Raw genomic sequence first — 25,509 nt, 5'->3', positions numbered from 1 at the left:
CCTGGAAAAAACGGATTATGCAGAAAAGGCGGTTAAACAATATGGAAATATGGCTGGTGGGCGGGGCAGCCCTGGTTGTCCTGTTCCTGATCATCAATATGTTCTCTCTTTCCCTGAAGCTCCTGTGGAACGGGATCTGCGGGGTGGTGCTGCTGTGGTTGTTCAACATCCTGGGAGGCCTTTTCGGAGTGACCATTCCCATCCACTTCATTTCAGCTCTGGTGGCCGGCTTCTTCGGAATCCCGGGAGTGGTGGTCATGCTGCTGTATCAGCTGATGGGGCACTGAAATGCTCCAGAAATCCAAAAGTGAAAAGATCCGTGTCCTCTGTTATCTCTGCATCGGGGGCACGGCTGCTTTGTTTGAGTGGGCCCTGGTCTATCTGTTCAACAGTCACTGGGGCTGGAACTATCTTGTAGCCACAGCGGCGGCTTACCTTTGTTCCACGGTGTGCCACTACATCGCCACCAACATCTGGGTGTTCACCAGCGGAGTCCGTTACAGCAAAGGAAAGGAATTTTCCCTGGTACTCCTGGTGTCCACCCTGGGGCTGTTGTACAACGTGCTGCTTATGCGGCTGTTTGTAGGCAGCCTGGGTCTGCCGGTGATGGGATCCAAAGTGGGGGCTTCGGCACTGGTGACGGTTTGGAATTATTTTTCAAGGAAAAAATGGATTTACACGGAATAATGGAAGAAAAAGAGTAGGTGGAGATGCACATGCTTCGTCATAAAGTCGATATTGAAGGATTCCAGAAAGTCCTTCTGGTCCACAACCGCAACTCCGGAAAGCAGACCCTTTTCAGCGGAATCCACAGCAATGTGGAAAGCATTGCCCGGCAGCTGATGCGGCTGTACGGTGCGGAAAAGTTCCAGTATGTGACCGTGGGCACCTTTGCGGAAACCCAGGCTGTGGGAAAAAAGATCTGTGCAGAACAGATCCAGTGGGTGATCGTGGCTGGGGGAGACGGCACCCTCCGGGCCCTGGTGGAAGAATGCGTGGACCAGGACTACTGGCCCTATGTAAGCATCTATCCGGCAGGAACCGTGAACCTGGTGGCCAAGGAACTGATGCAGAAAACCGATGTGCACAACTGGATGTACCGGGTTTCCAAAGGAGTCACCACCCCGGTGTGCCTGGGCAAGGCCAACGACCGGATCTTCCTCACCGTGGCCGGGATCGGGGTGGATTCCATGGTGGTCCAGCAGGTGACCCCCAAACAGAAAAAGTACCTGTCCACCCTGGCCTATGTGCGTCAGAGCGGCCGGGTGCTGGGGAATGAAATGCTGCTCCACAACTGGAAATACCGGTTCCAGGTGATGATCAACGGGGACGGGGTGTGGCACCAGGCCAGTTCGGTGATCGTCACCAAAAGCCGGTACTATGCCGGCCGGTTCTCTCTGGTCAACGGAGGCTCCCTGTCCAATCCCACCATGCATGTGTGCCTGTTCACCAAGGGCCGCTGTGTGGACTTCCTCCGGTATACGGCACTGATTGCCGCAGACATGCTGACCCTGGACAAAAGCGTGGAAATCTATCCCGCCACCCAGGTGGATGTCCGGTGCAATGTAAGTAAATTCGCGGCGGAACTGGACGGGGATGCGGTGGTCAATTCCCCTCTTTCCATTGTCCTGCTGCCCAAATCCCTGCAATTCATATCCTGAGAGGCTGCGTTGTGAAAAAGAAAATCCTGTACGGAGTCTTTGTGCTCCTGAGTTTTCTGGCGGAAGCCGGGTACCGCTGGAACTTTTTGAAAGAAATCGTACCCTTTCCCTGGGCGGAATTCTGGTACCACACCCTGAACTATTTCTGCCGGGACCTGCTGCTGTCCTGGGTGGTCCTGTTCCTGTACGCCCAGCGCCGGCGGATCCGGGACCGGGTGAAACGGTATTTCCCGGTGGTGGTGGTGGGCACCCTGTATCTGATCGATGCGGTGTTCATGGTCAGCTATCTGGAACTGGACCCCGGGTTCATGACGGTGCTTTCGGTGCTGGCCGGGCTGTTCAACAACATCGTGTTGGTGCTGCTGGCTGCCATGTGCTACCATCACTGGCCCAACCGGGCCATGAAGGCGGTCTATTTCCTGGTCTACTATGTGACCTGCCTTCTGATCCTGGGAGACGGGATCTATTTCTGGAACACCTCCATGCACGTGGAAAGCGTGCTGTTTGACAACCTGAACATCTACGCCGCCAAAGGGATCCTGAGCACCACGGAAAACTGGCAGCTGGGTCTGATCGCTGCCGTGATGCTGGTGTTCGTCCCCCTGTTCCGGGTGGTCCATCCCCGGCGGCACAAGCCCAACCTGCCCTGGTCCCTTTTGTGCGTGGTGCTGTTTGCCATGGGCCTCAACGGCTCCTACCTGCTGCTGGCAGAAGGGGTCTACCATGCCACGGACAGCGTCAGCGGCCTGGACATCGAAGTGGATATGGAAAAGAGCCGGAAACCCACCCGGGCCATGGTGTCTTATCCCATCAACGTGAACTTCTTCCAGAAAGCCTTCTTCAAGACCGACAAGGTGGTCCATGATCCCTGGAAATACCAGGAACGGACCCTGACGGACAAGGACCAGGCAGCCCTGACGGAATTGGGGATCCTGCCCAAACAGGAAATCGTGCCCCGGAAGCAGCCGGCCTACGACCGGGTGGTGATGCTGATCCTGGAAAGCGTCCATCGGGACTACCTCCATCACTACAACCCCAACATCCCGGCGGATGCCACGCCCTATCTGGATTCCCTGGTGGAGAAGTATCCCCGGATCGATCATTACTATTCTTCTGCGGTGCCCACTACCCAGGGGCTCAATGCTACCTTCCGGTCCCAGCTGATCTATGACAAGGACCTGCCCGGCGAAAAGCAGCCCTCCCTGTTCCGGAGTCTCCAGCAGGCCGGCTATGAAGGGTACTTCATCAATGCCTCCAGCCGGTACTATGCCAACGAATACCGGGAATATCCCGCCCAGTTCGGCATGGAACACTACCTGGCCAAGGAGGACCTGGGGAACATGGGCTACAAGGGGGCCAGCGGCTGGGGCTTCCACAACGACGTAATGTACGATGTGGCTCTGAAGACCCTGGCGGAACACCGGGACCAGAAACTGTTCCTGGTGTGCAAGACCCTGGACATGCACCAGCCCTATCCCTATTACGGGTACACCTATGCAGAGATGCCGGAAGATGTCCGGGACCACGGGACCGCCACAGTCTGCGGCATGTACTGGGTGGACAAGACCATCCAGCATTTCTTTGAGGAAGCCTCGAAGCAGGGACTGATGGATGACCGGACCCTGTTCATCATCACTTCGGACCATAACCCCCATTCCGGCGGGGAATACAAGACCCTGGTAAGCAATCCCCAGGACAAACAGAGCGTGGCTCCCATTCCGGTGATCTTCGTTTCCAAAAATCTGGCTCCTCTGGCGGACCTGGATGAAACCATGTACGCCAGCCAGGAAGACATGGCACCCACTCTGCTGACCCTGCTGGGCCAGCCAGTGCCGGCAGAATTTTTGGGCCGGGATCTGCTCCAGCCAGTGCCCCATCCCTATGCCCTGGGATATTTCGGAGGCAAGGCCTACTATTATTCCGCCGACCGGAATTTCGTGGCTACCCTGGACGAAGAAACCCCGGATACAGAAGAAAAAAACGCCCTGGCCAACTACATTATGTACGGCTATGTGAAAAGGCATATTGAGTTTATGAAGTGAAAAAGGAGGCTGCTGCCCGGGCAGCAGCCTTTTGATTTAAAGGAGTTGATTTGTTGACTGCAATGACCATGGCGGGTAACGGGACCTTCCGTTCCCGTCTGAAAAAGATCCTGGGGGTGATGATCCCCATCCTGATCACCCAGCTGTGCATCACCGGCATGAGCCTGTTCGACACGGTGATGAGCGGCCATGCAGGCACTGTCCAGCTGGCCGGGGTGGCTATCGGTACCAATGTTTGGATGCCGGTGTTCACCGGTCTCAATGGCATCCTCCAGGCCCTGACTCCCATTGTGGCCAATTACCGGGGCGCCCGGGAATTCCACAAAATCTCCGGCGCCGTGGTCAGCGGCCTGGCCCTGGCCTGCGCCCTGGCGGTGACGGTAATCGGGGCCGGCTCCCAGCTGCTGCCCCGGATCCTGGACACCATGAGCCTGGCTCCGGAAGTCCGTACCGTGGCCTTCCGGTATCTGGGCTTTGTGGCCTGGGGAATCCTGCCCCTGTTCTGTGCCAGCATCCTCCGATCTTTTGTGGATACCCTGGGCTACACCCAGGTGACCATGAAGCTGTTCCTGCTCACCATGCCGGTGAACGCCTGCATGAACTATATCTTCATCTTCGGCAAACTGGGAGCCCCTGCCCTGGGCGGTCCGGGAGCCGGGGTGGGGACGGCCATTACCTGCTGGCTCCTTTGCCTGTCCTTTGCCCTGCTGGTGCTTCGGCTGAAGGTGTTCCGGGATTTCCACGTGTTCCGGACTTCCGGCTTTTCCTTCCATCATGTCCGGGAACATCTCCGGATCGGCATTCCCATGGGGCTGGCCATTTTCCTGGAAACCAGCTTCTTCGGGGTGGAATGTCTCCTGGTGTCCCGGTTCGGCACCATTGCCGTGGCGGCCAACCAGGCGGCCATGAGTTTCTGCAACATGCTGTACATGGTGCCCCTGAGCTTTTCCCTGTCCCTTACCATTATTGTGGGGGCCTATGTGGGAGCCCGGGATTTTGTTCAGGCCAAGGCCTATGCGGACACGGGACGGCTGTCCAACATCCTGATCGGGGCTTTTTTCGGCTGCTGCCTGTTTTTGGGACGGGGGCTCATCGCCCGGCTCTATACCTCCGACCCCAATCTGCTGGAACCCATCATGCACTTCCTGACCTTTGCCGTGGCCTTCCAGTTCTTTGACAGCACCGCCGCTCCCATCCAGGGGGTGCTCCGGGGGTACAAGGACGTAAAAGCCACTTTCTATTCCGCTCTGGCTGCCTATTGGGGCATCGCCCTGCCCTTCGGCCTGTTCCTGGACCATGGGCTGGACAAGGGTCCGGACGGCTACTGGCTGGGGCTCATTACCGGAATCTTCTTCTCCGCCGCCTTCCTGAGCCTGCGGCTGAGATATATGGAAAAGAAAAAAAGAGAGGCTGTCTGAGGCAGCCTCTCTTTTTCTGGTGTTTAAAAGCCAGCGGTGCTGGCTTCCTTTGCCCGTTGCCCGTTGACAGCTGACCGCTGACAGGTCTGTCGCTCTTGCGACAGACCCTTCCAATTCACAAACCCCAGCCCGGTGAGGATATACACCGCTCCCAGGATCCCGGCGGGGCCGAAGGTCTCTCCCAGGACCCAGTGGCCCAGGAGGCTGGCGAACAGAGGATTGATGGCACAGTAGAGACCCGCTTCTTCCGGGGTCAGATACCGTTGGGCCTTGGGCTGGAAGGCAAAACCGAAGCAGCTGCACACCAGCACCTGGAAGGCCAGGGACTGCCAGGTAAGAGCCGCCTGGGGCACCGGGATCCCTCCGTCCAGCACCAGGGCCGCACCGAAGCTCATGAGTCCCATGATGCCCATCTGGAGGGTGCCCAGGGCCAGAGGGTCAGCGGAATGGGACAGTTTCCCGATGGCGATGATGTACCCGGCGTAGAAAACCGCCGCCAAAAGGGCCCAGCCTTCGCCGCCTGCCAGGGTGAACCCGGCGGTGCCGATGGTAAGGGCCGCCACCCCCAGCAGGATGAAGCCCACTCCCTGGAGGATCCGGTCACCGGGGAGCCGACGGTACCACAGGGCCAGGAACAGGGGCACCAGGGCCAGGGACAGGTTTTCCAGGAAGGCTACGGTATGGATTTCCGCCGTAAGCAGGCTGCGCATTTCGCATCCCATGACGGCAAACAGCAGGAGCCCCAGGAGCAGGCTCTTCCGGCCCAGGCTTCGGTGTTCGTCCCAGGCCCGGACCAGAGGGCGGCGGAGCACCAGGGCCATCACCAGGAATGCCAGGGTGAACCGGTACCCCAGAGCCTGGAACGGCGTCAGTTCCTCCATGATGAATTTGGAAAAGAGAAAGGCACTGCTCCGGGTCAGGATGATCAGCGCCATAAGGATTTTGGCGGCAGTGGGTTTCATACTAAGACCTCCCTGTAATTTTTTTCTTCTTTCTGGTTCCATTATAAAAAGAAAAAGGCGTTGCAGGAAGCGCATATTCTGCAATATACTGTTGCTGAATATGCAATACGAAAAGCAGAACAGGAGGGATTTCATGGATACGGAAAAATACCAGGCCCTGGTCCAGGCAGCAGAGCAGGGGAGCATTACGGCAGCGGCCCGGTCGCTGGGCTATTCTCCCTCCGGGCTGACCCGGATGCTGGACAGTCTGGAACGGGAAGTGGGCTTCCCGCTATTGGCCCGGACCTCCCAGGGGGTACGGCTGACCCGGGAAGGGGAGGGACTGCTGCCGTCCATCCGGGGACTGCTCTACTGGAGCCGGCAGATCCGGGAACAGTGCAACGGGATCCTGGGCCTGGACCAGGGGGAACTGTTCGTGGGCAGCTATTACAGCATTGCCTCCTGCTGGCTGCCGGGGATCCTCCGGGAGTTCCAGAAGGATTATCCGGGGATCCGGGTCCATGTCCAGGAAGCCGGGAACCAAACCCTGCTGGAGGGTCTCCGGGAACACCGGCTCAGCTGCTGTCTGTTCAGCCGCCATCCCGGGTACCAGGGGGACTGGGTGCCTCTGTATGAGGATCGGCTGGTGGCCTGGGTGCCGGAAGACCATCCTCTGGCACAAAAAAAGGCCCTCCTGCCGGAGGACCTGGAAGGCCAGCCTTTTATCGAACCCCTGCCCCAGCAGGAAACAGACACAGACCTGTTCCTGGATAAATACCAGGTCCATCCGGATTTCCGGTTCACCACCAGCAACATGTACACCTGCTGGACCATGGTGGAGGCGGGACTGGGGCTGTCCATGGACAACGCCTTCAGCAGCCGCCGGTGGAACGGAAAGGTAAAGGTGCTGCCCTTTGCCACCCCGGACCGGCTGGAACTGGGCATGGCTCTTCCCAGCCTGGCCCAGGCTTCCCCGGCCCTGAAGAAGTTCCTGGAGTATGTGAAGAAAGGGGTGGGGTGATCCTTTCTTACTGTCCAAACCCGAAGACCACGCCCACTACAGCCGAGGCAGCCAGGAAGGCGATGGGGTGGACCTTTTTGTATTTCCCGGTAAGGAACACCAGCACCAGGGCCAGAAGGAGGGAACGGCCATTCAGCACCCCGGCCAGGTCACCCTGCTTCCAGGCTTCCGGATGGAGCAGGGTCACCCGGGCCACCATGAGCCCCGCTGCGGCGATCAGACCGGCGGAAGCGGCCCGGAGCCCGTACATTACCGCTTTCACGTATTTGCTGTCCCCGAACTTCTTCAGGAACTGGGACACGATGATGATCACGATTACCGACGGGGTGATCAGTCCGAAGGTGGCGTCCACTGCCCCGGGGATCCCGGCAATGTGATAGCCCACATAGGTGGCGGTATTCACCCCGATGGGGCCGGGAGTGGATTCAGATACGGCGATCATGTTCAAGAGATCCGTTTCTGTGAACCAGCCGGTGGCAGTAGCCAGCTTGGCCAGGAAGGGAATGGTGGCCATGCCGCCGCCGATGGCGAACAGGCCGATTTTGAAAAATTCCCAGAACAGCTGCACAAAAAGGCCCATTACAGCTCACCTCCCGCTTTTTTGGCCAAAAGACCCACCACGCCGGCCAGGACCACCAGCCAGGCGGGAGAAATGCTGGAGAACAGGTTGATCCCCATGACCAGAAGGAACAGACCTATGGTCAGTTTATCCACCAGAGCCCCTTTTGCCAGTTTTTTGATGGCGTTGAAAATCAGCACACAGACGCAGACCCGGATCCCGGCAAAAGCGTCCCTGACGAACTGGAGCTGGGCAAAGTTGGACAGGAAGGCGGCGATTACCGTAATGATCACCAGAGAAGGGAACACTACCCCCAGGGTGGCAATGATCCCTCCGGTTACCCCTTTCCGTTTCATGCCGATGAAGGTGGCCGTATTCACCGCAATGACCCCAGGGGTACACTGGCCCACCGCATAATAGTCCGCCAGTTCTTCCTCGCTGGCCCAGTGGTATTTTTCCACCACTTCCGCCTGGAGGATAGGGAGCATGGCATAGCCGCCCCCGAAAGTGACCGCCCCGATCCGGGCGAACACCGTAAACAGCTGGATCAGTTCATTCATGGAAACACCTCCGATTCTTTTCAGTGTAACACGGAGCAAAGAGCCTGTAAACAAACTGGCACCAAATGGCTGGAGGAGAAAAAGAACGGGAAGAAAAATGGAGAAAATGTCACAAAGGAAACAGGGGAACAAATTGTAGATTTTCCAAAACTGTACTATAATAACTTTGTATGAGCAAAAGTGCAGAGAAAATTTTCCAGGAAAAGGGAAAGCAAATTTCCCTGGGCGGGCAATCCGCAGAAAGGCTTGTTTTGTGAAAACGTATTTACTGGCATTGAGCATTTCCCTGATCATCAGTTGGGTCCTGACTCCTTTTGTGAAGAAGCTGGCTTTCCGCATCGGCGCTGTGGACCGGCCCAACGCCCGGAAGGTGCACCACAGGATCATGCCCCGGATGGGGGGCCTGGCCATTTACATCGGGTTCATGGCTGCGGCTGTTTCCACCATGGAACTGACCCGGGACGTGGTGGGCATCCTCCTGGGAGGTACGGTCATTGCCATTGTGGGTATATTGGATGACATGTTCCAGCTGGCCGCCAAGGTGAAGCTGGTGGGCCAGATCATTGCGGCCCTGGTGCCGGTGTTCTTCGGAGTCCGGATCGAATGGCTGAACAATCCCTGGGGCGGGTATTTCTATCTGAACTACCTGTCCATCCCTTTTACCGTGTTCTGGATCGTCAGCTTCACCAATGTGGTGAACCTGATTGACGGGCTGGACGGCCTGGCAGCCGGGGTGTCCGCCATTGCCTCTGTCACGGTGATCATGGTGGCCCTCCAACAGGGACTGTATCCGGTGGCGGTGATCACCGCGGCCCTGGCCGGAGGCATCATCGGCTTCATCCGGTACAACTTCAATCCGGCCACTATTTTCATGGGGGATACCGGGAGCCTGTTTCTGGGCTACATGCTGGCAGCCATTTCCATTTTCGGCGCTGTGAAAAGCGCGGCCACCATTGCTCTTCTGGTGCCGGCCATTGCCCTGGGGCTGCCCATTATGGACACGGCCTTTGCCATTGTCCGCCGGTACCGGAACGGACGGCCTATTTTCAGTCCGGACAAGGGACATATCCATCACCGCCTGCTGGCCATGGGCTTCAGCCAGCGGCAGGCAGTGATCTTCATGTATCTGATCAGTGCAGGACTCTGCCTTACGGCAGTGCTCCTGACGGAAATGGAGGGGATTTATGCCATTGCACTGCTGGTATTCCTGCTGGCGGTGATCTTCATTGGCGCAAGAAAAATCGGGATTTTACAGGATAGATCATGAAATAGGGGCGAAGGAAAATGAAAAAATTGAAAGTCATGACGATTTTTGGGACCCGGCCGGAAGCCATCAAAATGTGTCCCCTGGTGCTGGAAATGAAAAAGTACCCGGATATGCTGGAACCCATTGTGGCAGTTACCGCCCAGCACCGGGAAATGCTGGACCAGGTGCTGGAGCTGTTCCAGATCAAACCGGATTATGATTTGAACATCATGACCGCCGGTCAGACCCTGTACGATGTGACCAGCCGTGCCCTTATGGGGCTGAAGGAAGTACTGGAAGAAGCCCAGCCGGATCTGGTGCTGGTCCATGGGGATACCACTACCACCTTTGTGGGGGCGCTGGCTTCTTTTTACAAACAGATCCCCGTTGGCCATGTGGAAGCAGGACTGCGCACCGGCAACAAATATTCTCCCTTCCCGGAGGAAATGAACCGGAAACTCACCGCAGCCATTACCGACTGGCATTTTGCTCCCACCAGCAACGCCAGAGCCAACCTGCTGAAGGAAAACATCAAGGAAGATGACATCTACGTCACCGGGAATACGGTAATCGATGCCCTCCAGGCCACGGTGAAGGATCATTTCGATTTCCACAACCCCAAACTGGAGGAAGCCATCCGTTCCGACCACAAGCTGATCCTGATGACCACCCACCGGCGGGAAAACCTGGGGGCTCCCATGCGCCACGTATACCAGGCTCTGAAGGAAGTGCTGAAGGACAATCCGGAAGCGGAAGCCATTTTCCCCATGCACAAGAATCCCAAGGTCCGGGAAGTGGCAGAAGCGGTCCTGGGCAAAATGGAACGGGTCCATCTGCTGGAACCCATGGACTATGAACCCTTTGCCAACCTGATGGCCCGGGTGGACATTGTCCTCACCGATTCCGGCGGCATCCAGGAAGAAGCACCGGCCCTGGGGAAACCGGTGCTGGTGCTCCGGAACACCACGGAACGGCCGGAAGCCGTTACCGCCGGCACGGTGAAGCTGATCGGCACCGGCAAGGAAGATGTGTATGCTGCCACCTGCCGGCTGCTGAACGATGAAAAATACTACCGGTCCATGGCAGAAGCCGTGAATCCCTATGGGGACGGCCAGGCTGCCAAACGGATCGTCACCTATCTGCTCCATACCCATGGGTATCCGGTGGATCTGATGCCGGAATTCCATGGGGGACAGGAAAAGTAAGACCCTATGGAAAACCTGTTCCAGCGCCTGGGCCGTCAGCTCCGGTCGCTGTTTCTGAAACAGCTGGCTCTGGGGCTGGCCTTTCTGCTGGCGGTGCTCCTGCTGGGAGGAACCCTGCCCGGGGCCCTTCTGGGCTCCGCCGCCGGCCTGGCGGACACGGCCCTGTTCCTCTGGGGCGTCCGGCGGGGGATGGAAAAGGAACCGGCCCAGGCCGCCCTTTCCATGCACCGGCTCATGTTCCTGCGGATCGCCGTACTGCTGGGGTTCACCCTGGCGGCGCTCCGGGGAAAATGGCAGCCGGTGCTGGTCCTTTCCGGTTTCCTGATCCTGAATCTTGGCTTGGTCATCCAGCTGGCCCGCAGCCGGCCCGGATGCCGGAAACCCTGAATTGTCAGAGTTTCCTATAAAAAACAAGAAATAATACAAAGGAAGTGATAAGTCTATGGGAATTGCAGAAGCTGCCGGTTCAGAAGTCATCCACTACGGGACCACACAGGTCCTGCCGGGGATCACCCTGAACATGCAGACCATCTATATGTCCTGGCTTACCATGCTGATTGTGGCAGCCATCGTCTTTGCCGCTACCCGGCGGGTGCAGGAGATTCCCTATGGAATCCAGAACCTGGTGGAAATGATCGTGGAGTGGCTGGAAAAACTGATGGATGCCAACCTGGGGGTGGAAGGCCGTCGGATGGCCACGCCCTTCATCCTGACCCTGTTCCTGTACATCTTTGTGGGGAACGAACTGGGCCTGATGCCTTCCCTGGGGGTCCATCTCTCTTCGCCCACCAATGACATTAACGTGGCCCTGGGGCTGTCCATTACCGTGGCTGTGGCCACCTACATCATCGGGATCATCCAGCAGGGGCCCAGCTATTTCAAGCATCTGGTGACACCCTTTGCCCTGATGCTCCCTCTGAATATCATCGAGGAGCTGGCCAAGCCCCTGACCATGGCCTTGCGTCTTTTCGGGAATATCCTGGCCGGGGAAATCCTCCTGGCCGTGCTGTACATGCTGGTACCCTGGGTGGTGCCCAACCTGTGGATCGGATTCAGTCTGGTTATCGGTTTCCTCCAGGCCTTCATCTTTACCATGCTGACGGTAATCGCCCTGGCGCCGATCTTCAAACAGGTCCATTCCAAAAAATAAGAATCTGGAAAACAGAAAGGATGTAAAAAAATGATAGACAACAATACCCTGATCATCGTGGCTTCCATCCTGGGAGCAGCAATCATTGGCGTAGGGGCTTCCCTGGGGGCCACCAAAGGGGACTCCACCGTGGCTTCCAAGGCTCTGGAATGCATGGCCCGTCAGCCGGAACAGGCAGGCAGCTTCCAGGTGAACATGCTGATCGCCATCGGCCTGGTGGAATCCATCCCCATCATCGCCTCCGTTATCGCCATTGTGCTGGTGTTTGCCAACCCCTTTGTAAAATAAGAGGCATGCACCCCTTTGGGGAGAAAGGAAGCGATAGGGAATGGTAAGTATCAATTATACGCTGGTGGCCCAGGTGGTGAACTTCATCATCCTGCTGTGGGTCCTGGCCAAATTTGCCTACAAACCCCTGCTGAAGGCCATGGATGACCGCCGGACCAAGATCGTCAAGGATATGGACCAGGCGGATCATGCCCGGAAAGAGGCGGAAGCCCTGAAGCAGGAATATGTGCAGCAGCTGCAGAACGCCAAGAAGGAAGCCAACGACATTGTGTCCAAGGCCAACGCCATGGCCCAGCAGCTCCATGATGAAGCCCTGGCCAACGCCCAGAAGGAACGGGAAGAACTGCTCACTTCCGGACGGCAGGCTGTGGAAATGGAACGGAAGAAAGCACTGCTGGACGTGCGGGAGCAGATCATCGCCCTGAGCACGGAAATCGCAGGCCGGGTTCTCCAGGAAAAGCTGGATTCTGCAGAAGACCAGCAGCGGATCACCCGGATTACCGATGAAACCCTGGCAGAACAGAAAAAATAAAAGTCCCTTCAGAGGAACTGTGGAGGCAGTATCAACCTATGAACAGTAAAAACAAGGAAGCTCTGTGGAAACAGATCCTGGACCGGCTGACCCTCACCGAGGACGACCAGGCTCTTTTTGCAGGAGAGTCTCTCCTCTCCCTGACGGTGACCACGGCCCAGCCTCTGGCTCCGGAAGAAGCCCAGCTGCTCCAGGAGCTTCTGGCAGAGAAATTCGGAAAACCGGTCCGGCTCCAGGAACAGAAAGTGGATGCCCGGCTGGTGGGTGGCGTACTGATCCAGTACGGCGACCATATCTTTGATGCCACCATGAAACGGCAGCTGGAAAAGATGGATGCCCTGATGAAGGAAATCCATCTCAGCGACCAGGATCTGGACCATACCCAGAACATCACCCAGGCCCTGACCCAGGGGGTCCAGTCCTTTAAGGACGACGTGGACCTGGAAGAAATCGGCGTGGTGGAAAAAGTCGGTGACGGCATCTGCACGGCCTCCGGGCTGGGCGGTGCCATGAGCGGGGAACTGGTTGCCCTCCATGACGGGGTGTACGGCATGGTCCAGAACCTCCGGGAAAAGGAAGTGGGGATCGTCCTTCTGGGCGGCGCCACGGAAATCAAGGAAGGGGACCTGGTCCGGCGTACCGGTGAAATCATGGAAATCCCCGTAGGGGAAGCCATGCTGGGCCGGATCGTGAACCCTCTGGGCCAGCCCCTGGACGGGAAAGGGGCCATCAAGACCTACGCCCATTATCCCATCGAACACCAGGCACCGGGCATTGCCGCCCGGCAGCCGGTGGATGTGCCCCTCCAGACCGGCCTCAAGGCCGTGGATGCCCTGGTGCCCATTGGCCGGGGCCAGCGGGAACTGATCATCGGGGACCGGGGCACCGGGAAAACCGCCATTGCGGTGGATACCATCCTGAACCAGAAGGGGAAGGGTGTGATCTGCATCTATGTGGCCATCGGCCAGAAGGCCTCTTCCGTGGCCCGTCTGTTCCATACCTTTGAACAGTACGGGGCATCGGATTATACCATGATCGTGGCGGCCACCGCCGCGGATACGGCCCCCATGCAGTACCTGGCTCCCTATGCCGGGGCGGCTGTGGGGGAATATTTCATGGACCAGGGCAAAGATGTACTGATCGTCTATGACGACCTGAGCAAGCACGCGGTGGCCTACCGGGCCATGAGTCTGCTGCTCCGCCGTCCGCCGGGACGGGAAGCCTACCCTGGGGACGTGTTCTACCTCCATTCCCGGCTGCTGGAACGGGCCTGCCGCCGGAATGCCAGACACGGCGGCGGCTCCATGACCGCTCTGCCCATTATTGAAACCCAGGCCGGGGACGTGAGCGGGTACATTCCCACCAACGTGATTTCCATCACCGACGGCCAGATCTATCTGGAAACGGACCTGTTCAACTCCGGTGTCCGGCCGGCCCTGAACTCTGGGCTGTCCGTATCCCGGGTAGGGGGCGCAGCCCAGACCAAGGCCATGAAATCCGTGGCCGGCACCCTGCGGCTGTCTCTGGCCCAGTACCGGGAACTGGCGGCTTTCGCCCAGTTCGGTTCCGATCTGGACCGGGAAACCAAGGCCCAGCTGGACCGGGGCGCCCGGGTGACGGAAATGCTGAAACAGGGTCAGTACCAGCCCCTGTCCATGGCCCAGGAAGTTATTTCCCTTTACGCTGTGAACAACGGGTTCCTGGATGAGATCCCGGTGGAGGATGTGACCCGGTATGAACATGAGATGCTGGGGTATCTGAACAACCACTGTTCCATCATCCTCACCACCCTGGAAAAAGAACAGAAATTCACTGATGAACTGAAGGCCCAGCTGGACGACGCCCTGGATGACTTTGGCAAAATGTTTGCGCCCGGCAGCGCAGACGGCATGTAAGGCAGGTGATCCCTGATGGCAAATACCAGCGGCATCCGTGCCCATATGAAAACCGTCGGCAGCATCAGCAAGATCACCGGGGCCATGCAGATGGTGGCCTCTGCCCGGATGCATCAGGCCCAGCAGCGGGCTGACGCCAGCCTTCCCTATGCGGAGAAACTCAAGAGCCTGCTCCAGGAAGCCGTCAGCGATCCTTCGGTGATGGCCCATCTGGACATGAAATCCAATCCCCTGCTGGAAAAACGGCCGGTGTACCGGACCGCCTATGTAATCATGGGCTCCGACAAGGGGCTGGCAGGCCCCTACAACAACAACGTGGTGAAATACGCCGGAGTGGAGCTCCGGGGCCGGGAGGATTCTCCTCTCCTGGCGGTGGGGAAGCAGATGAAGATCGGGCTGAACCACTGGGGCTACCACATTGCCAAAAGCTGGAGCGGATTTTCCGAAAAGCCCACCTTTGAGGCGGCGGAAGACATTGCAGACACGGTGGAATCCATGTTCATCCACGGAGAAGTGGACGAAGTGGACGTGATCTTCACCTATTTCAAATCTGCCATGATCCAGATCCCCAAAACCGTGCAGCTGCTGCCGGTCCAGCCCAAGGCCAAGGACAGCCTGGAGGTACAGGCCCAGGAAGTCTGGGAGGACGATGATCCCACCGATTATCCCACCCTGATCTTCGAACCGGAACCGGCCCAGATGCTGCCCTACCTGGCCCGGTATTATCTGCGCAGCCAGATTTTCACGGCGCTGATCCAAAGCTCCGCCTGTGAACTGGCTTCCCGGATGACGGCCATGAGCACGGCCACGGACAATGCCCAGAACCTGTTGGGCAAGCTCCAGGTCTATTACCAGAAGGTGCGGCAGGCCAGCATCACCACAGAAATCAATGAAATCGTCAGCGGCGCGGAAGCGCTGAAATAAGGGAGGCACCCATCGTGTCGGAAGAGCAGAAACAAGCAATCGACAGGGCCGTTGCCCATCTCTCCGCCAAACAGCGGGGCCATGTGGGCAGAGTGGTCCAGGTCATGGGCCCGGTGGTGGATATCCGGTTCCCGGATAAGGAACTGCCGGCCATTTACAATGCAATCGTCATCGATGCCCAGGCATCGAAAAATATCCATGTGCATCTTACCGCGGAAGTGGTCCAGCACATCGGGGATGATGTGGTCCGTACCGTAGCCATGAGTTCCACCGACGGGGTTACCCGGAACATGGAAGCCAGGGATACGGGGAAACCCATTACGGTCCCGGTAGGCAAGGGCTGTCTGGGCCGGGTGTTCAACGTCCTGGGAGAAACCGTGGATGATGATCCCACCCCGGTCCAGGCAGCGGACCACTGGCCCATCCACCGGCCGGCTCCGGCTTTGGCGGACCAGGCCACGGAAACCAAGATCATGGAAACCGGCATCAAGGTGGTGGACCTGATCGCCCCGTATTCTCTGGGGGGCAAGATCGGTCTGTTCGGCGGGGCCGGCGTAGGCAAAACCGTGCTGATCATGGAACTGATCCACAATGTGGCCACCAACCACGGGGGCTATTCCGTATTTTCCGGGGTCGGGGAACGGACCCGGGAAGGGAATGACCTGTGGGGAGAAATGAAGGAATCCGGGGTCATCGACAAAACGGCCCTGGTGTACGGACAGATGAACGAACCCCCGGGAGCCCGTATGCGGGTGGGGCTCACCGGTCTTACCATGGCGGAATATTTCCGGGATGTGGGAGGCCAGGATGTACTGCTGTTCATCGACAACATCTTCCGGTTCATCCAGGCCGGGTCTGAAGTCTCCGCCCTGCTGGGCCGTATGCCTTCCGCCGTAGGGTACCAGCCCACCCTGGCCAACGAAATGGGTGCCCTGGAAGAGCGGATCACCTCCACCCGGAGCGGCTCCATCACCTCCGTCCAGGCCGTCTATGTGCCTGCCGACGACCTGACTGACCCGGCACCTGCCGCCACCTTCGCTCATCTGGACGCCACCACGGTGCTCAGCCGTGAAATCGTGGAACTGGGCATTTACCCGGCAGTGGATCCCCTTTCTTCCACCAGCCGGATCCTGGATCCTCTGGTCATCGGCCAGGAACACTATGAAGTGGCCCGGGGAGTCCAGAAAATCCTCCAGCGGTACAAGGAACTCCAGGACATCATCGCCATCCTGGGGATGGAAGAACTGAACGAACAGGACAAACTCACCGTATCCCGGGCCCGGAAGGTCCAGCGGTTCCTGAGCCAGCCCTTCTTCGTGGCCCAGCAGTTCACCGGCCAACCGGGAAAATACGTTCCCCTGTCCGAAACCATCCGGGGCTTCAAGGAAATCCTGGAAGGCAAACACGACGATCTGCCGGAAAGCGCCTTCTACATGGTAGGGTCCATTGATGAAGCCGTGGCCAAGGGCAAGAAACTGAAAGGCGCATGATCATGGCCAGGTTAATGAAACTGGAAGTCCTCACACCGGAAAAAATTTTGGTGAAAAGGGAGGATATTTCCTATGTCTTGTTGAATACAGTCAATGGGGGAGTTGGCATCCTGGCCAACCATGGCCCCATGATTGCAGTCTTGGGGGAAGGTGCACTGAAACTGCAGGATAAAGACAATCAGGTGATCCTGGTCTATGTGGAAGGGGGATTCGCAGAGGTCAAGGACAACCAGGTTGTGATCCTGACGCCCAGAGCCCAAAGAGCAGAGAAAATCGATGTGGCCAAATATCAGCAGATCCGGGACGAGGCCCAGGCCAGACTGGACCATCCCGACGCGCTTACCGACGTGGCCCATACGGAGAAGATCCTGCGGCGGGCGGAAGCCCGGCTCAGGACGGCATCCCTGGTGGGAAAGGTACAGCCCTATCCCGTAGAAGGAGAATGATCCTGTAGCACAAAGTCACTGCAGCAGGCAGAGGGGGGATCCGCTGTGGACTTTATCAGCAAAATGGCTGCCAGTAAAATGGGGCAGCTGCGGCTGGAACTGGTCGAGCTCAATGAACGGCTGGAAGCCGCAACAGACGAAGAACAGATCCGCAAGCTACGAAAGACCATCCAAGAAAAAGAAGTCTACTACAACATCCTGGCGGATCGGCTGCGGACCCATACGAGGAATTTTTAAAGGGGGTGCCAGTAGGCACCTCCTTTGCCCGTTGACAACCGACCGTTGACGGGGCTGTTGCTTATGCAACAGCCCCTTTTTTTATTTCCCTCTATGGAAAACAGAACGTTCTATGGTATAATAATCTAGTTATAAAAATGGACAGAGAAGGGAAGTTCCGTAGACATTAAGGGGGGTGCCGTACGGTTTGTCCAATATGATTGTTTTGGTGGTCTGCTGTCTTGTGACCTGGGTGGTTTTTCTGGACAGCCACAGCATTGGCATGAAGCACAAGAACCTGTGGGTATTGGGAACCTTTCTGCTGATGCCGGTGGCGGTGCCGCTGTATCTGATCCGGCGGGCCCAGTTCTTGTATGACCATAAATTGACGCCCCGGCAGAAACGGGAAGCCCAGGAACGGGCCGCATCCCGGAAACGGCGGGAAAAGGCGGAACGGGAAAAACAGCAGTGGGAACAGCAGCAAAGGCAGCTGGCCCAGGCCGATCCGGAAGAAGTGGCCCGGGAAAGGGCCGCCCGGTATCGGGAAAAGCATGAAATGAGACTCCGTCTGGATGAACAGCTGAGCAATCAGCAGAAACGTCATGCCAGACAATGGGGCATCCATCGACAATAGAGGCAGGAAAAAGAGGGAAGCCCGGCTTCCCTGCAGGCAAGGAAAGGTGTGGAATCAGGCGTGGAGAAACTGGTGGTAAAGGGTGGTCATCGGCTGACAGGAACTGTGCGGGTCAGCGGGGCCAAAAATGCAGTGCTGCCCATCATTGCAGCATCCGTTCTGGGGACGGAGGGCAGTACAATTTTGGAAGTTCCGGAACTGGAGGATGTAAGCACCATCTGCAAAGTGCTGGAATGTCTGGGGCTGAAGGTGGATCATTCCATCCCCCATGTACTGAAAATCGACAGCCACAACATTACCGGCTGGGAAGCTCCCTATGATCTGGTCAGCACCATGCGTGCCTCTTTCCTGGTCATGGGATCCCTGCTGGCACGGATCGGCCGGGCCAAGATTTCCCAGCCCGGAGGCTGTGCCATCGGCACCCGGCCCATCGATATCCATCTGAAAGGGTTCGAAGCCCTGGGGGCCACCATCGAACAAGGTCACGGCTACATTGAAGCCTTTGCCCCCCACGGTCTGGTGGGCACCACCATCTACCTGGATTTCCCCAGTGTAGGAGCCACGGAAAACCTGATGATGGCGGCGTCCATGGCCAAAGGCACCACCATCATTGAAAATGCGGCCCAGGAACCGGAAATCGTGGACCTGGCCAACTACATCAACGTGATGGGAGGCAAGGTAAGAGGCGCCGGTACCACTGCCATCCGCATCGACGGAGTGGAAAGCATGAAAGGCGGGGAACACGCGGTGATCCCGGACCGGATCGAAGCCGGCACCTATATGGTGGCGGGAGCCATGACCCAGGGGGATATCCTGGTGGACAATGTGCTCTGCGAACACATGAAGCCGCTCATTGCCAAGCTCCGGGAAGCAGGGGCCATTGTGGAAGAAGACATCAGCAGCGTCCATGTGGTGGGACCTAAGGAACTCCAGCCCATTACCATCAAGACCCTGCCTTATCCCGGGTTCCCTACGGACATGCAGGCCCAGGTCATGGCCATGATGTGCATTGCCAAAGGCCAGAGCTCTGTATTGGAAACCGTGTTCGAGAACCGGTTCATGCATGTGGATGAACTGCTGCGGATGGGGGCCAATATCCGGACCAACGGCGGCCGGGCCGCCATTGTGGAAGGGGTTCCCAAACTGTACGGCTGCCAGGTACGGGCTACGGACCTGCGGGCCGGTGCAGCCATGGTGCTGGCCGGTCTGGTGGCAGACGGGGTGACGGAAATCACCGATATCTACCACATCGACCGGGGCTACGAAAACCTGGTGGACAAGCTGACCGGACTGGGAGCCGACATCCAGCGGGTTGGCTGATGCGCCATGAAGCACACTGAAAAAAGCCTGTTCGCCCGGCTGTTCAATCCGGTGGACGTGGGCATCGACCTGGGGACTTCCTCCACCCGGGTGTTCATGAAAAATCGGGGGATCGTGCTGGAAGAGCCTACGGTGGTGGCCATCGATCCGGCTACCGGGAAGACGGGTGCCATCGGTTCCCGGGCCCGGGAAATGAACGGCCAGGGCCAGTGGGAAGTGGTCTGGCCCTTGGAAAACGGGGTCATTGCAGATTTCGACGCTTCCGTAGGCCTTCTGGAAACAGTGTTGGACCGGGTGGTGGGGAAGAATCTGTTCTTCAAGCCCAGAGTCATGGTCTGTGTGCCCACGGGAGTCACCGGCGTGGAACGGCGGGCGGTGACGGAAGCGGCTCTTTTGGCGGGAGCCGCCCGGACTTATCTGATCGAGGGGCCTCTGGCGGCGGCCCTGGGGGCCGGGCTTCCCATCCAGGAACCCAGAGGCCGGATGGTGGTGGATATCGGCAGCGGTACCACCAGTGCAGCGGTGATGAGCATGGGACGGATCATCCAGGCAGCCTCACTCCGGATGGGAGGGGAGGCCTTCAACGAAGGGCTGATCCGTCATCTCCGGGACCGGCTGAACATCCAGATTGAACGGCCCCTGGCAGAAGATATCAAGCTGGAAATCGGTACCGTGAGCCGGCGGGGGCGCCGGAGCACAAAGATTATCCGGGGCCGGGACAACATTACCGGCCTGCCCACCAGCCTGCGCCTGTCCTCCCAGGATACGGTGGCCGGACTGGAGGAACCCCTCACCGCCATTTTGTCCTGCATCCATCAGGTGCTGGAAAAGACCCCGCCGGAACTGGCAGCGGACCTGCTGGAAGAAGGCATCGTCCTTACCGGCGGGGGCGCCCTGCTGGAAGGGCTGGATGAGTGCATCGAAGCCGGGACCCACGTAAGGACCCGGGTGGCGGCCCATCCCAGGGAATGTGTGGCCCGGGGGGCCGGCATGGCCCTGGATGATCCGGGGCTGCTGGAAATTTTGGAAGGAAAATAAAGGGGGTGTTGCCTGCGCAACACCCCCTTTTTACGAAAGGAACGCGATCAATCACAATGAACCACAGTTACAGACAATGGATGGCACGAATTCTTCTGGCGGGGGTGCTGCTGACGGCTTCTCTGCCGGCGGCCCAGGCAGCCCGGGTCAGCGCTCTCCGGGGCGGGGTCACCCCCAACCGGGCCCGGGTGGTCATGAACCTGGACAGCCCTCTTTCTTATACGGCCCGGGTCACCGGGAACCAGCTGATCGTTGACCTGAAGGGAAAGGCGGACCGGACGGAAATGGTCCGGCTCCGGGATCCCCGGATCCAGAAGGCCTATCTGGAACCCCAGGGAAAGAACAGCCGGCTGGTGGTGGTCTTCCGGAAGACGGTACCGGTGTACAAGATTTTCCTGCTGAAGAATCCCCAGCGGCTGGTAGTGGATTTTCCCCGGTCCGGAACCAGCACCGGTACGGCCGGAAAACCGGCGGCGGGAAGTTCCCAGTGGCTGGGAAAGGGGCTTACCTACCGGGAAAGCACCGTGAATCTGGGAGCCGGCCGGGTGAAGACTTATCTTTTGACCCTGGCCCCTTCCAGTGACTTCCGTCTGGATTTCATCCCCGGCTATGGGAAGACCATCCAGCGGGGGACCCTGTCCATGATCCAGAAACGGTCCGGGGCTGTGGCTCTGGTGAACGCCTCCTATTTCGACAGCGACATCTGGGTGGTAGGAAACCTGAAAATCCAGAACAAATGGCTGGGCATGGAAAGCACGCCCCGGACCGGGCTGGTGATTCCCCGTACGGGAACTCCTTCCATCCAGCCCGGGCTGTCCTATACCGGCACTGTAACCCGGCCGGACGGAAAAAGTTTCGCCATCGGCGGATTGAACCGGATGCGGCTGCAGAACGAACTGATCCTGTACAACGACGGGTATGACGACACGACGGACACCAATGCCTACGGCACGGAAGTCCTTCTGAATGGCGGGATTGTCCGGGATATCCGGAAAGGGGCCGGCAGCATGGCCCTTGCCCCCGGCACCACGGTGCTTTCCGGCAACGGCAGTGCCGCCTCCTTTTTGAACGGCCTGCGGACCGGAGACAAAGTCACGGTGACTCAGACCCTGGGAAACCAGGCTGCGGACAGTGCAGCTTCCGTAGGGTCCGCAGGGCCTCAGCTGGTCCGGGACGGCCGGGTCCAGGTGACCAGTGAGGAAGAAAAAATCGCCGATGACATCGCCCAGGGACGGGCTCCCCGGACCGGGGTGGGCATCAAAAAAGACGGCACTGTGCTGATTGTAGTGGCTGACGGCCGGTCCGACAGCAGCGTGGGCATGACTCTCACCGAATTCGGCCGGTACTTCGTCCAGCTGGGGGCTGACCGGGCTATGAACTTCGACGGAGGCGGCTCCAGCGAAATGGTGGTCAACGGCAAAATCATGAACGATCCCAGCGACGGCAGCGAGCGCCCGGTTCGGGTGGCTCTGGGGGTGTTCAGGAAATAAGTGCCGCCAGAGGCGGCACTTATTTCAGTCTTGAGTCGGGAGTCTGAAGTCTGGAGCCGAATGATAAATTTGCAGGCAAATTTTTGAATGTGTAAATCGGTACCGTAGGGGCTGCACGCCGGGCAGCCCGCCAAATCATCGATGATCTGCGCATTTTGCGGGGCGCCGGGCCTGCGCCCCCTACGGTTATATACAATAAGAAGAACCTGGCCGAAGGACAGGTCCTATCCAATGGCCCGAGACTCATGACTCGGGACCCGAGACCTGAAGAGGGGGCTGCTGCCCTACCGGCAACAGCCCCCTTGCATCTCCCCTCTCCTTCGGTATATAATAAACAAACGAAAGAAAAGAGGTGCTGATCATGTTACACAAAATCCTGAAAAACAGAAAAATATGGGCAGCAGCCTTGCTGATGGTATTGCTGGCTTTGGGCATTGCTCAGGCGGCAGGGGTGCAGTCCCAGAAAAGCAGTCTTTCCGGCCAGGTGGCAACGGTGGTTTCCGTGGGCACCCAGGTATCGGAAGGTTCTGTGCTGGTTACGGTGAAGACCCTGACCGGGACGGCACCGGCAGCCCGTGCCAACTGCAGCGGGAAAGTGGTTTCCGTGGAAGTGGCTCCCGGCAGCCAGATTGCAGCGGACCAGGTGGTGGCCACCATCCAGCCCTGATGCAGGCAGTTTTTTCCATTATTGATAATTACAGGAACCAGAGGGTGTGAAATACACAGTCACACCCTCTTTTTTACAGGAGGAATTATGCGTTGTTTCAAGTGGAAGCGGCTCCTGGTGCTGACCCTGGGCTGCCTTGTGGCGGCGGTTTCCCTGGTAAGTGCCGCCATTCCCACCATTGCCGTGGAAGAGCTGAAACCGGGCATGAAGGGATATGGGAAAACAGTGATCCGGGGAGCGGACATCGAAACCTTTGATGTGGAAGTCCTGGGGGTCACCGGTACGGAAACCGGGGGCTACAACATCCTGATCAAGGCGTCCGGCCCTCTGCTGAAGGAAAGCGGGGGCATCGCCCAGGGCATGAGCGGCAGCCCGGTGTACATCGACGGCCGGCTGGCCGGAGCCGTGGCCTATGGTCAGGCTTTTTCCGACCCCAACTACTGTTTCCTGACCCCCATCAACGAAATGCTCCGGCTCTTTGACGAGACCGATCCCCGGCCTTCCGTCTTCCTGCCCAAGAGCACCCCTCTCATGGTCAGCGGTTTTACCGCTGACGGGGTGGCCCATCTGAACGAAAACCTGTCTCCTTTCGGCCTTACCTCCTATGCCGTGCCGGGAGGGACGGAACAACTGGACAATGTGAAGCTGGAACCGGGAAGTTCCGTGGGGGTTTCCATGGTCCGGGGAGATATGGTCATCGGAGCCATCGGCACGGTGACCTGGACTGACGATGAAGGACGGATCCTGGCTTTTGGCCATCCCTTCCTCCAGCATGGAGATTCCAACTATTTCATGACCAATGCCTGGATCTTTGCTTCCGTGCCCAACATCCAGAGCGCTTTCAAAGTGGGGACCCTGGGCAAGACCCTGGGACGGATCAGCCAGGACCGTCTCAGCGGCATTGCCGGGAAAGAAGGAGAGAACGCTCCCATCATCCCCATGTACGTGTCCGTCACCGACAAGGACCGGGGACTGCACAAAAGCAGCAATGTCCAGCTGATCACCGATGAGGACCTGGTGCCCAGCCTGGTGGACGGGGTGACCTACAACACCGTCAGCATGGCCAAGGACAGAAAGGGAGGGGGCACCTCCCGGATCCGGTTTACCATCACCGCCCAGGGGGAAAAGGAAGGCCCCATCCGGCTCCGTCGGGAGAACATGTTCTACAGCGCTTCGGACATCGGGAAGCTTACCGATTCGGAACTGAACGTGGCTACGGATATGCTCATGAACAACAGGTTCGACAAGGTGACCATCCAGGACATCAATGTGGATGTGGAAACCACCTCCAGCTGTGAAGTGGCGGAGATGGTGGGAGCCTCGGCACCTCTCACGGCAGTCCAGGGAGGGAACCTGCCCATTACCCTGACCTTTAAGCCCTACCGGTCTGAGGAAATCACCCGGACCATCAACTTCAAGATCCCGGACAAGCAGCCGGCGGGCCCCATGAACCTGATCGTCCGCAGCGGCAATGCCACCACCTGGATCAGCAAGGCCCTGGCCAAGCGGAACAGCCGGAACGGGGCCAACACCGCCCAGGGACAGGATGCAGGGGACGGCACCGGAGAGGACGACAGCGCCATGTTCCAGTCTTCCCAGCGCCAGTTCAAGGATTTCCTGACGGAATTCAATGAAATGGATGCCAACAACGAAGTGGTGGTGGACCTGATGCCCTCCTACGGGGACAGCCGGCCCAGCAGACGGGCTGCGGCCCGGGCGGCGGGAACCACCTCCGGCAGCATGAGCAGCGCCATCACCGGCCTGCTGAAAGGCAGCAAATACAAGCAGAAATTCCCCCTGGATTTCATCATAACCGGGGAAAGCAGCATTACTGTGGATGTGAAGAAGAGATAGTAAAAGAGTTGCTGCACGTGTATGGATTCCACACGTGTAGCAACTCCTTTTTTCTACATTTTTTCATCCAGATAGGTTATAATAATCAGTAACGTATTTTTGAAATCATGCAGGGAAGGAGTTGTTTCCATGGGATGTCGTGATCTTTGCCGCTGGGTGGGCCGTAAAATGGTGGACCTGTGCGCCCGTACAGGCCGGGTGGTCAACCTGTTTCTGGCGGCCTGTCAGGCGGCCGGCAGTGCGGACCGGCGGGAAGTCCTCCGGCAGATGGCACGGCTGGGGGCTGATTCCCTGCCCATTGTGAGCATGACCATCCTGTGCACCGGTATGGTCATGTCCGTCCAGACCGCCAAGGAATTCGTCCGTTTTGGGGCGGCGGATTCCGTAGGGGGCATCGTGGCCATTGCTATGGGCCGGGAACTGTCTCCCATCCTGACCGGGGTGGTGGTGGCCGGCCGGATTGGGGCGGCCATTGCGGCGGAAATCGGGACCATGAAGGTCACGGAACAGATCGATGCCCTCCGGGTCATGGCCGTGAGCCCCATCCGCTATCTGGTGGTGCCCCGGCTCCTGGCCATTGTGCTCATGATGCCCGTGCTGGTGGTCTATGCCAACCTTGTGGGGGATGTGGGGGGCTGGTTCGTGGCGGAAAACTACGCCGGGATCAATTCCCACATGTTCCTGGAAAGCATCAGGGGATTTATTGAACCCTGGGACATTATCGGCGGGCTGATCAAAGGAGCCGTGTTCGGCGCCATCATCGCCATCATCGGCTGCCACAAGGGTCTGAACGCCCAGCAGGGGGCTGAAGGTGTGGGCATGGCCACCACCAAATCCGTGGTGCTGTCCATTATCCTGATCTTTATCGCCAACTATTTCCTGTCGGTGATCCTGTATGTCCATGGAGGCTGA

Annotated in this window: 27 protein-coding genes; 24 read left to right on the top strand and 3 right to left on the bottom strand. The window is 58.3% G+C overall.

Annotated features, from left to right (window positions below):
* The first annotated feature begins 41 nt into the window (after nucleotides 1-41).
* The 5 genes from ACTQY5_RS04965 (at nucleotide 42) to ACTQY5_RS04945 (ending at nucleotide 5,121) form a co-directional block, all read left to right on the top strand.
* Nucleotides 42-287, top strand: a complete 246-nt coding sequence (locus tag ACTQY5_RS04965; RefSeq protein ID WP_022487404.1) for a pro-sigmaK processing inhibitor BofA family protein — start codon at nucleotides 42-44, stop codon at nucleotides 285-287.
* A gap of 1 nt (nucleotide 288) precedes the next feature.
* Nucleotides 289-687, top strand: coding sequence for a GtrA family protein (locus tag ACTQY5_RS04960; RefSeq protein ID WP_022487403.1), 399 nt, complete (start codon nucleotides 289-291; stop codon nucleotides 685-687).
* Nucleotides 688-716: 29 nt separating this feature from the next.
* On the top strand, nucleotides 717-1,661 hold the full coding sequence (locus ACTQY5_RS04955; RefSeq protein ID WP_154487808.1) for a diacylglycerol/lipid kinase family protein: 945 nt from the start codon (nucleotides 717-719) through the stop codon (nucleotides 1,659-1,661).
* 11 nt (nucleotides 1,662-1,672) lie between these two features.
* Complete coding sequence (locus ACTQY5_RS04950) at nucleotides 1,673-3,703, top strand: LTA synthase family protein (protein WP_441368891.1); 2,031 nt, start codon at nucleotides 1,673-1,675, stop codon at nucleotides 3,701-3,703.
* Nucleotides 3,704-3,765: 62 nt separating this feature from the next.
* Nucleotides 3,766-5,121 (top strand): MATE family efflux transporter, encoded by a 1,356-nt coding sequence (locus ACTQY5_RS04945; protein WP_279128004.1) that lies wholly within the window; start codon nucleotides 3,766-3,768, stop codon nucleotides 5,119-5,121.
* A 23-nt stretch (nucleotides 5,122-5,144) separates the two neighbouring features.
* Here the strand turns inward: ACTQY5_RS04945 and ACTQY5_RS04940 are convergent, their stop codons facing one another.
* A complete protein-coding gene (locus tag ACTQY5_RS04940) occupies nucleotides 5,145-6,083 on the bottom strand; it encodes a DMT family transporter (RefSeq protein ID WP_279127847.1) in 939 nt (312 codons plus the stop codon).
* Nucleotides 6,084-6,216: 133 nt separating this feature from the next.
* On the opposite strand from ACTQY5_RS04940, the gene ACTQY5_RS04935 reads away from it, so the two are divergent.
* On the top strand, nucleotides 6,217-7,083 hold the full coding sequence (locus ACTQY5_RS04935; protein ID WP_022487398.1) for a LysR family transcriptional regulator: 867 nt from the start codon (nucleotides 6,217-6,219) through the stop codon (nucleotides 7,081-7,083).
* A gap of 7 nt (nucleotides 7,084-7,090) precedes the next feature.
* Here the strand turns inward: ACTQY5_RS04935 and ACTQY5_RS04930 are convergent, their stop codons facing one another.
* Nucleotides 7,091-7,663, bottom strand: coding sequence for a chromate transporter (locus ACTQY5_RS04930; RefSeq protein ID WP_154487804.1), 573 nt, complete (start codon nucleotides 7,661-7,663; stop codon nucleotides 7,091-7,093).
* Entirely contained in the window at nucleotides 7,663-8,202 is a 540-nt protein-coding gene (locus tag ACTQY5_RS04925) for a chromate transporter (RefSeq protein ID WP_308664250.1), read from the bottom strand. Before ACTQY5_RS04925 ends, ACTQY5_RS04930 begins: the two co-directional genes overlap by 1 nt.
* Nucleotides 8,203-8,455: 253 nt before the next feature.
* On the opposite strand from ACTQY5_RS04925, the gene ACTQY5_RS04920 reads away from it, so the two are divergent.
* From ACTQY5_RS04920 to ACTQY5_RS04835, 18 genes are all read left to right on the top strand, one after another.
* Nucleotides 8,456-9,469, top strand: coding sequence for a glycosyltransferase family 4 protein (locus ACTQY5_RS04920; protein WP_288310428.1), 1,014 nt, complete (start codon nucleotides 8,456-8,458; stop codon nucleotides 9,467-9,469).
* A 17-nt stretch (nucleotides 9,470-9,486) separates the two neighbouring features.
* Nucleotides 9,487-10,653 (top strand): non-hydrolyzing UDP-N-acetylglucosamine 2-epimerase, encoded by a 1,167-nt coding sequence (wecB, locus tag ACTQY5_RS04915; RefSeq protein ID WP_022487394.1) that lies wholly within the window; start codon nucleotides 9,487-9,489, stop codon nucleotides 10,651-10,653.
* A 6-nt stretch (nucleotides 10,654-10,659) separates the two neighbouring features.
* Nucleotides 10,660-11,040: a hypothetical protein gene (locus tag ACTQY5_RS04910; protein WP_441368890.1), complete on the top strand. Its 381-nt coding sequence runs from the start codon at nucleotides 10,660-10,662 to the stop codon at nucleotides 11,038-11,040.
* Nucleotides 11,041-11,095: 55 nt separating this feature from the next.
* On the top strand, nucleotides 11,096-11,803 hold the full coding sequence (gene atpB, locus ACTQY5_RS04905) for a F0F1 ATP synthase subunit A (RefSeq protein WP_279127840.1): 708 nt from the start codon (nucleotides 11,096-11,098) through the stop codon (nucleotides 11,801-11,803).
* Nucleotides 11,804-11,833: 30 nt separating this feature from the next.
* Entirely contained in the window at nucleotides 11,834-12,091 is a 258-nt protein-coding gene (gene atpE, locus ACTQY5_RS04900) for an ATP synthase F0 subunit C (protein ID WP_022487392.1), read from the top strand.
* A gap of 40 nt (nucleotides 12,092-12,131) precedes the next feature.
* Nucleotides 12,132-12,623 carry a F0F1 ATP synthase subunit B gene (gene atpF / locus ACTQY5_RS04895; protein WP_279127838.1) on the top strand — a complete coding sequence of 164 codons (492 nt, stop codon included), beginning with the start codon at nucleotides 12,132-12,134 and terminating at the stop codon, nucleotides 12,621-12,623.
* A gap of 38 nt (nucleotides 12,624-12,661) precedes the next feature.
* Nucleotides 12,662-14,518 (top strand): F0F1 ATP synthase subunit alpha, encoded by a 1,857-nt coding sequence (atpA, locus tag ACTQY5_RS04890; protein WP_022487390.1) that lies wholly within the window; start codon nucleotides 12,662-12,664, stop codon nucleotides 14,516-14,518.
* Nucleotides 14,519-14,533: 15 nt separating this feature from the next.
* A complete protein-coding gene (gene atpG, locus ACTQY5_RS04885; RefSeq protein ID WP_022487389.1) occupies nucleotides 14,534-15,442 on the top strand; it encodes an ATP synthase F1 subunit gamma in 909 nt (302 codons plus the stop codon).
* Between the two features lie 38 nt (nucleotides 15,443-15,480).
* On the top strand, nucleotides 15,481-16,932 hold the full coding sequence (gene atpD / locus ACTQY5_RS04880) for a F0F1 ATP synthase subunit beta (RefSeq protein WP_347567404.1): 1,452 nt from the start codon (nucleotides 15,481-15,483) through the stop codon (nucleotides 16,930-16,932).
* Nucleotides 16,933-16,934: 2 nt separating this feature from the next.
* On the top strand, nucleotides 16,935-17,378 hold the full coding sequence (gene atpC / locus ACTQY5_RS04875; RefSeq protein ID WP_154487801.1) for an ATP synthase F1 subunit epsilon: 444 nt from the start codon (nucleotides 16,935-16,937) through the stop codon (nucleotides 17,376-17,378).
* Nucleotides 17,379-17,423: 45 nt separating this feature from the next.
* Nucleotides 17,424-17,615: a hypothetical protein gene (locus tag ACTQY5_RS04870; protein ID WP_012939048.1), complete on the top strand. Its 192-nt coding sequence runs from the start codon at nucleotides 17,424-17,426 to the stop codon at nucleotides 17,613-17,615.
* Between the two features lie 187 nt (nucleotides 17,616-17,802).
* Nucleotides 17,803-18,228, top strand: coding sequence for a hypothetical protein (locus tag ACTQY5_RS04865; protein ID WP_302157167.1), 426 nt, complete (start codon nucleotides 17,803-17,805; stop codon nucleotides 18,226-18,228).
* Nucleotides 18,229-18,288: 60 nt separating this feature from the next.
* On the top strand, nucleotides 18,289-19,548 hold the full coding sequence (gene murA, locus ACTQY5_RS04860) for a UDP-N-acetylglucosamine 1-carboxyvinyltransferase (RefSeq protein WP_302157168.1): 1,260 nt from the start codon (nucleotides 18,289-18,291) through the stop codon (nucleotides 19,546-19,548).
* A gap of 6 nt (nucleotides 19,549-19,554) precedes the next feature.
* Nucleotides 19,555-20,586: a rod shape-determining protein gene (locus ACTQY5_RS04855; protein WP_441368889.1), complete on the top strand. Its 1,032-nt coding sequence runs from the start codon at nucleotides 19,555-19,557 to the stop codon at nucleotides 20,584-20,586.
* Between the two features lie 80 nt (nucleotides 20,587-20,666).
* Nucleotides 20,667-22,076, top strand: coding sequence for a phosphodiester glycosidase family protein (locus tag ACTQY5_RS04850; protein ID WP_441368888.1), 1,410 nt, complete (start codon nucleotides 20,667-20,669; stop codon nucleotides 22,074-22,076).
* A gap of 361 nt (nucleotides 22,077-22,437) precedes the next feature.
* Complete coding sequence (locus tag ACTQY5_RS04845; RefSeq protein ID WP_441368887.1) at nucleotides 22,438-22,743, top strand: hypothetical protein; 306 nt, start codon at nucleotides 22,438-22,440, stop codon at nucleotides 22,741-22,743.
* Between the two features lie 87 nt (nucleotides 22,744-22,830).
* On the top strand, nucleotides 22,831-24,597 hold the full coding sequence (locus tag ACTQY5_RS04840; protein WP_154487798.1) for a SpoIVB peptidase S55 domain-containing protein: 1,767 nt from the start codon (nucleotides 22,831-22,833) through the stop codon (nucleotides 24,595-24,597).
* Nucleotides 24,598-24,726: 129 nt separating this feature from the next.
* Nucleotides 24,727-25,509: an MlaE family ABC transporter permease gene (locus ACTQY5_RS04835; protein ID WP_302158176.1), complete on the top strand. Its 783-nt coding sequence runs from the start codon at nucleotides 24,727-24,729 to the stop codon at nucleotides 25,507-25,509.

The sequence above is a fragment of the Acidaminococcus sp. HCP3S3_H5 genome (assembly GCF_052122235.1).
Taxonomy (GTDB): domain Bacteria; phylum Bacillota; class Negativicutes; order Acidaminococcales; family Acidaminococcaceae; genus Acidaminococcus.
The sequence above is the reverse complement of the archived record's forward strand: the minus strand, read 5'-3'. Positions and strand labels throughout refer to the sequence as shown.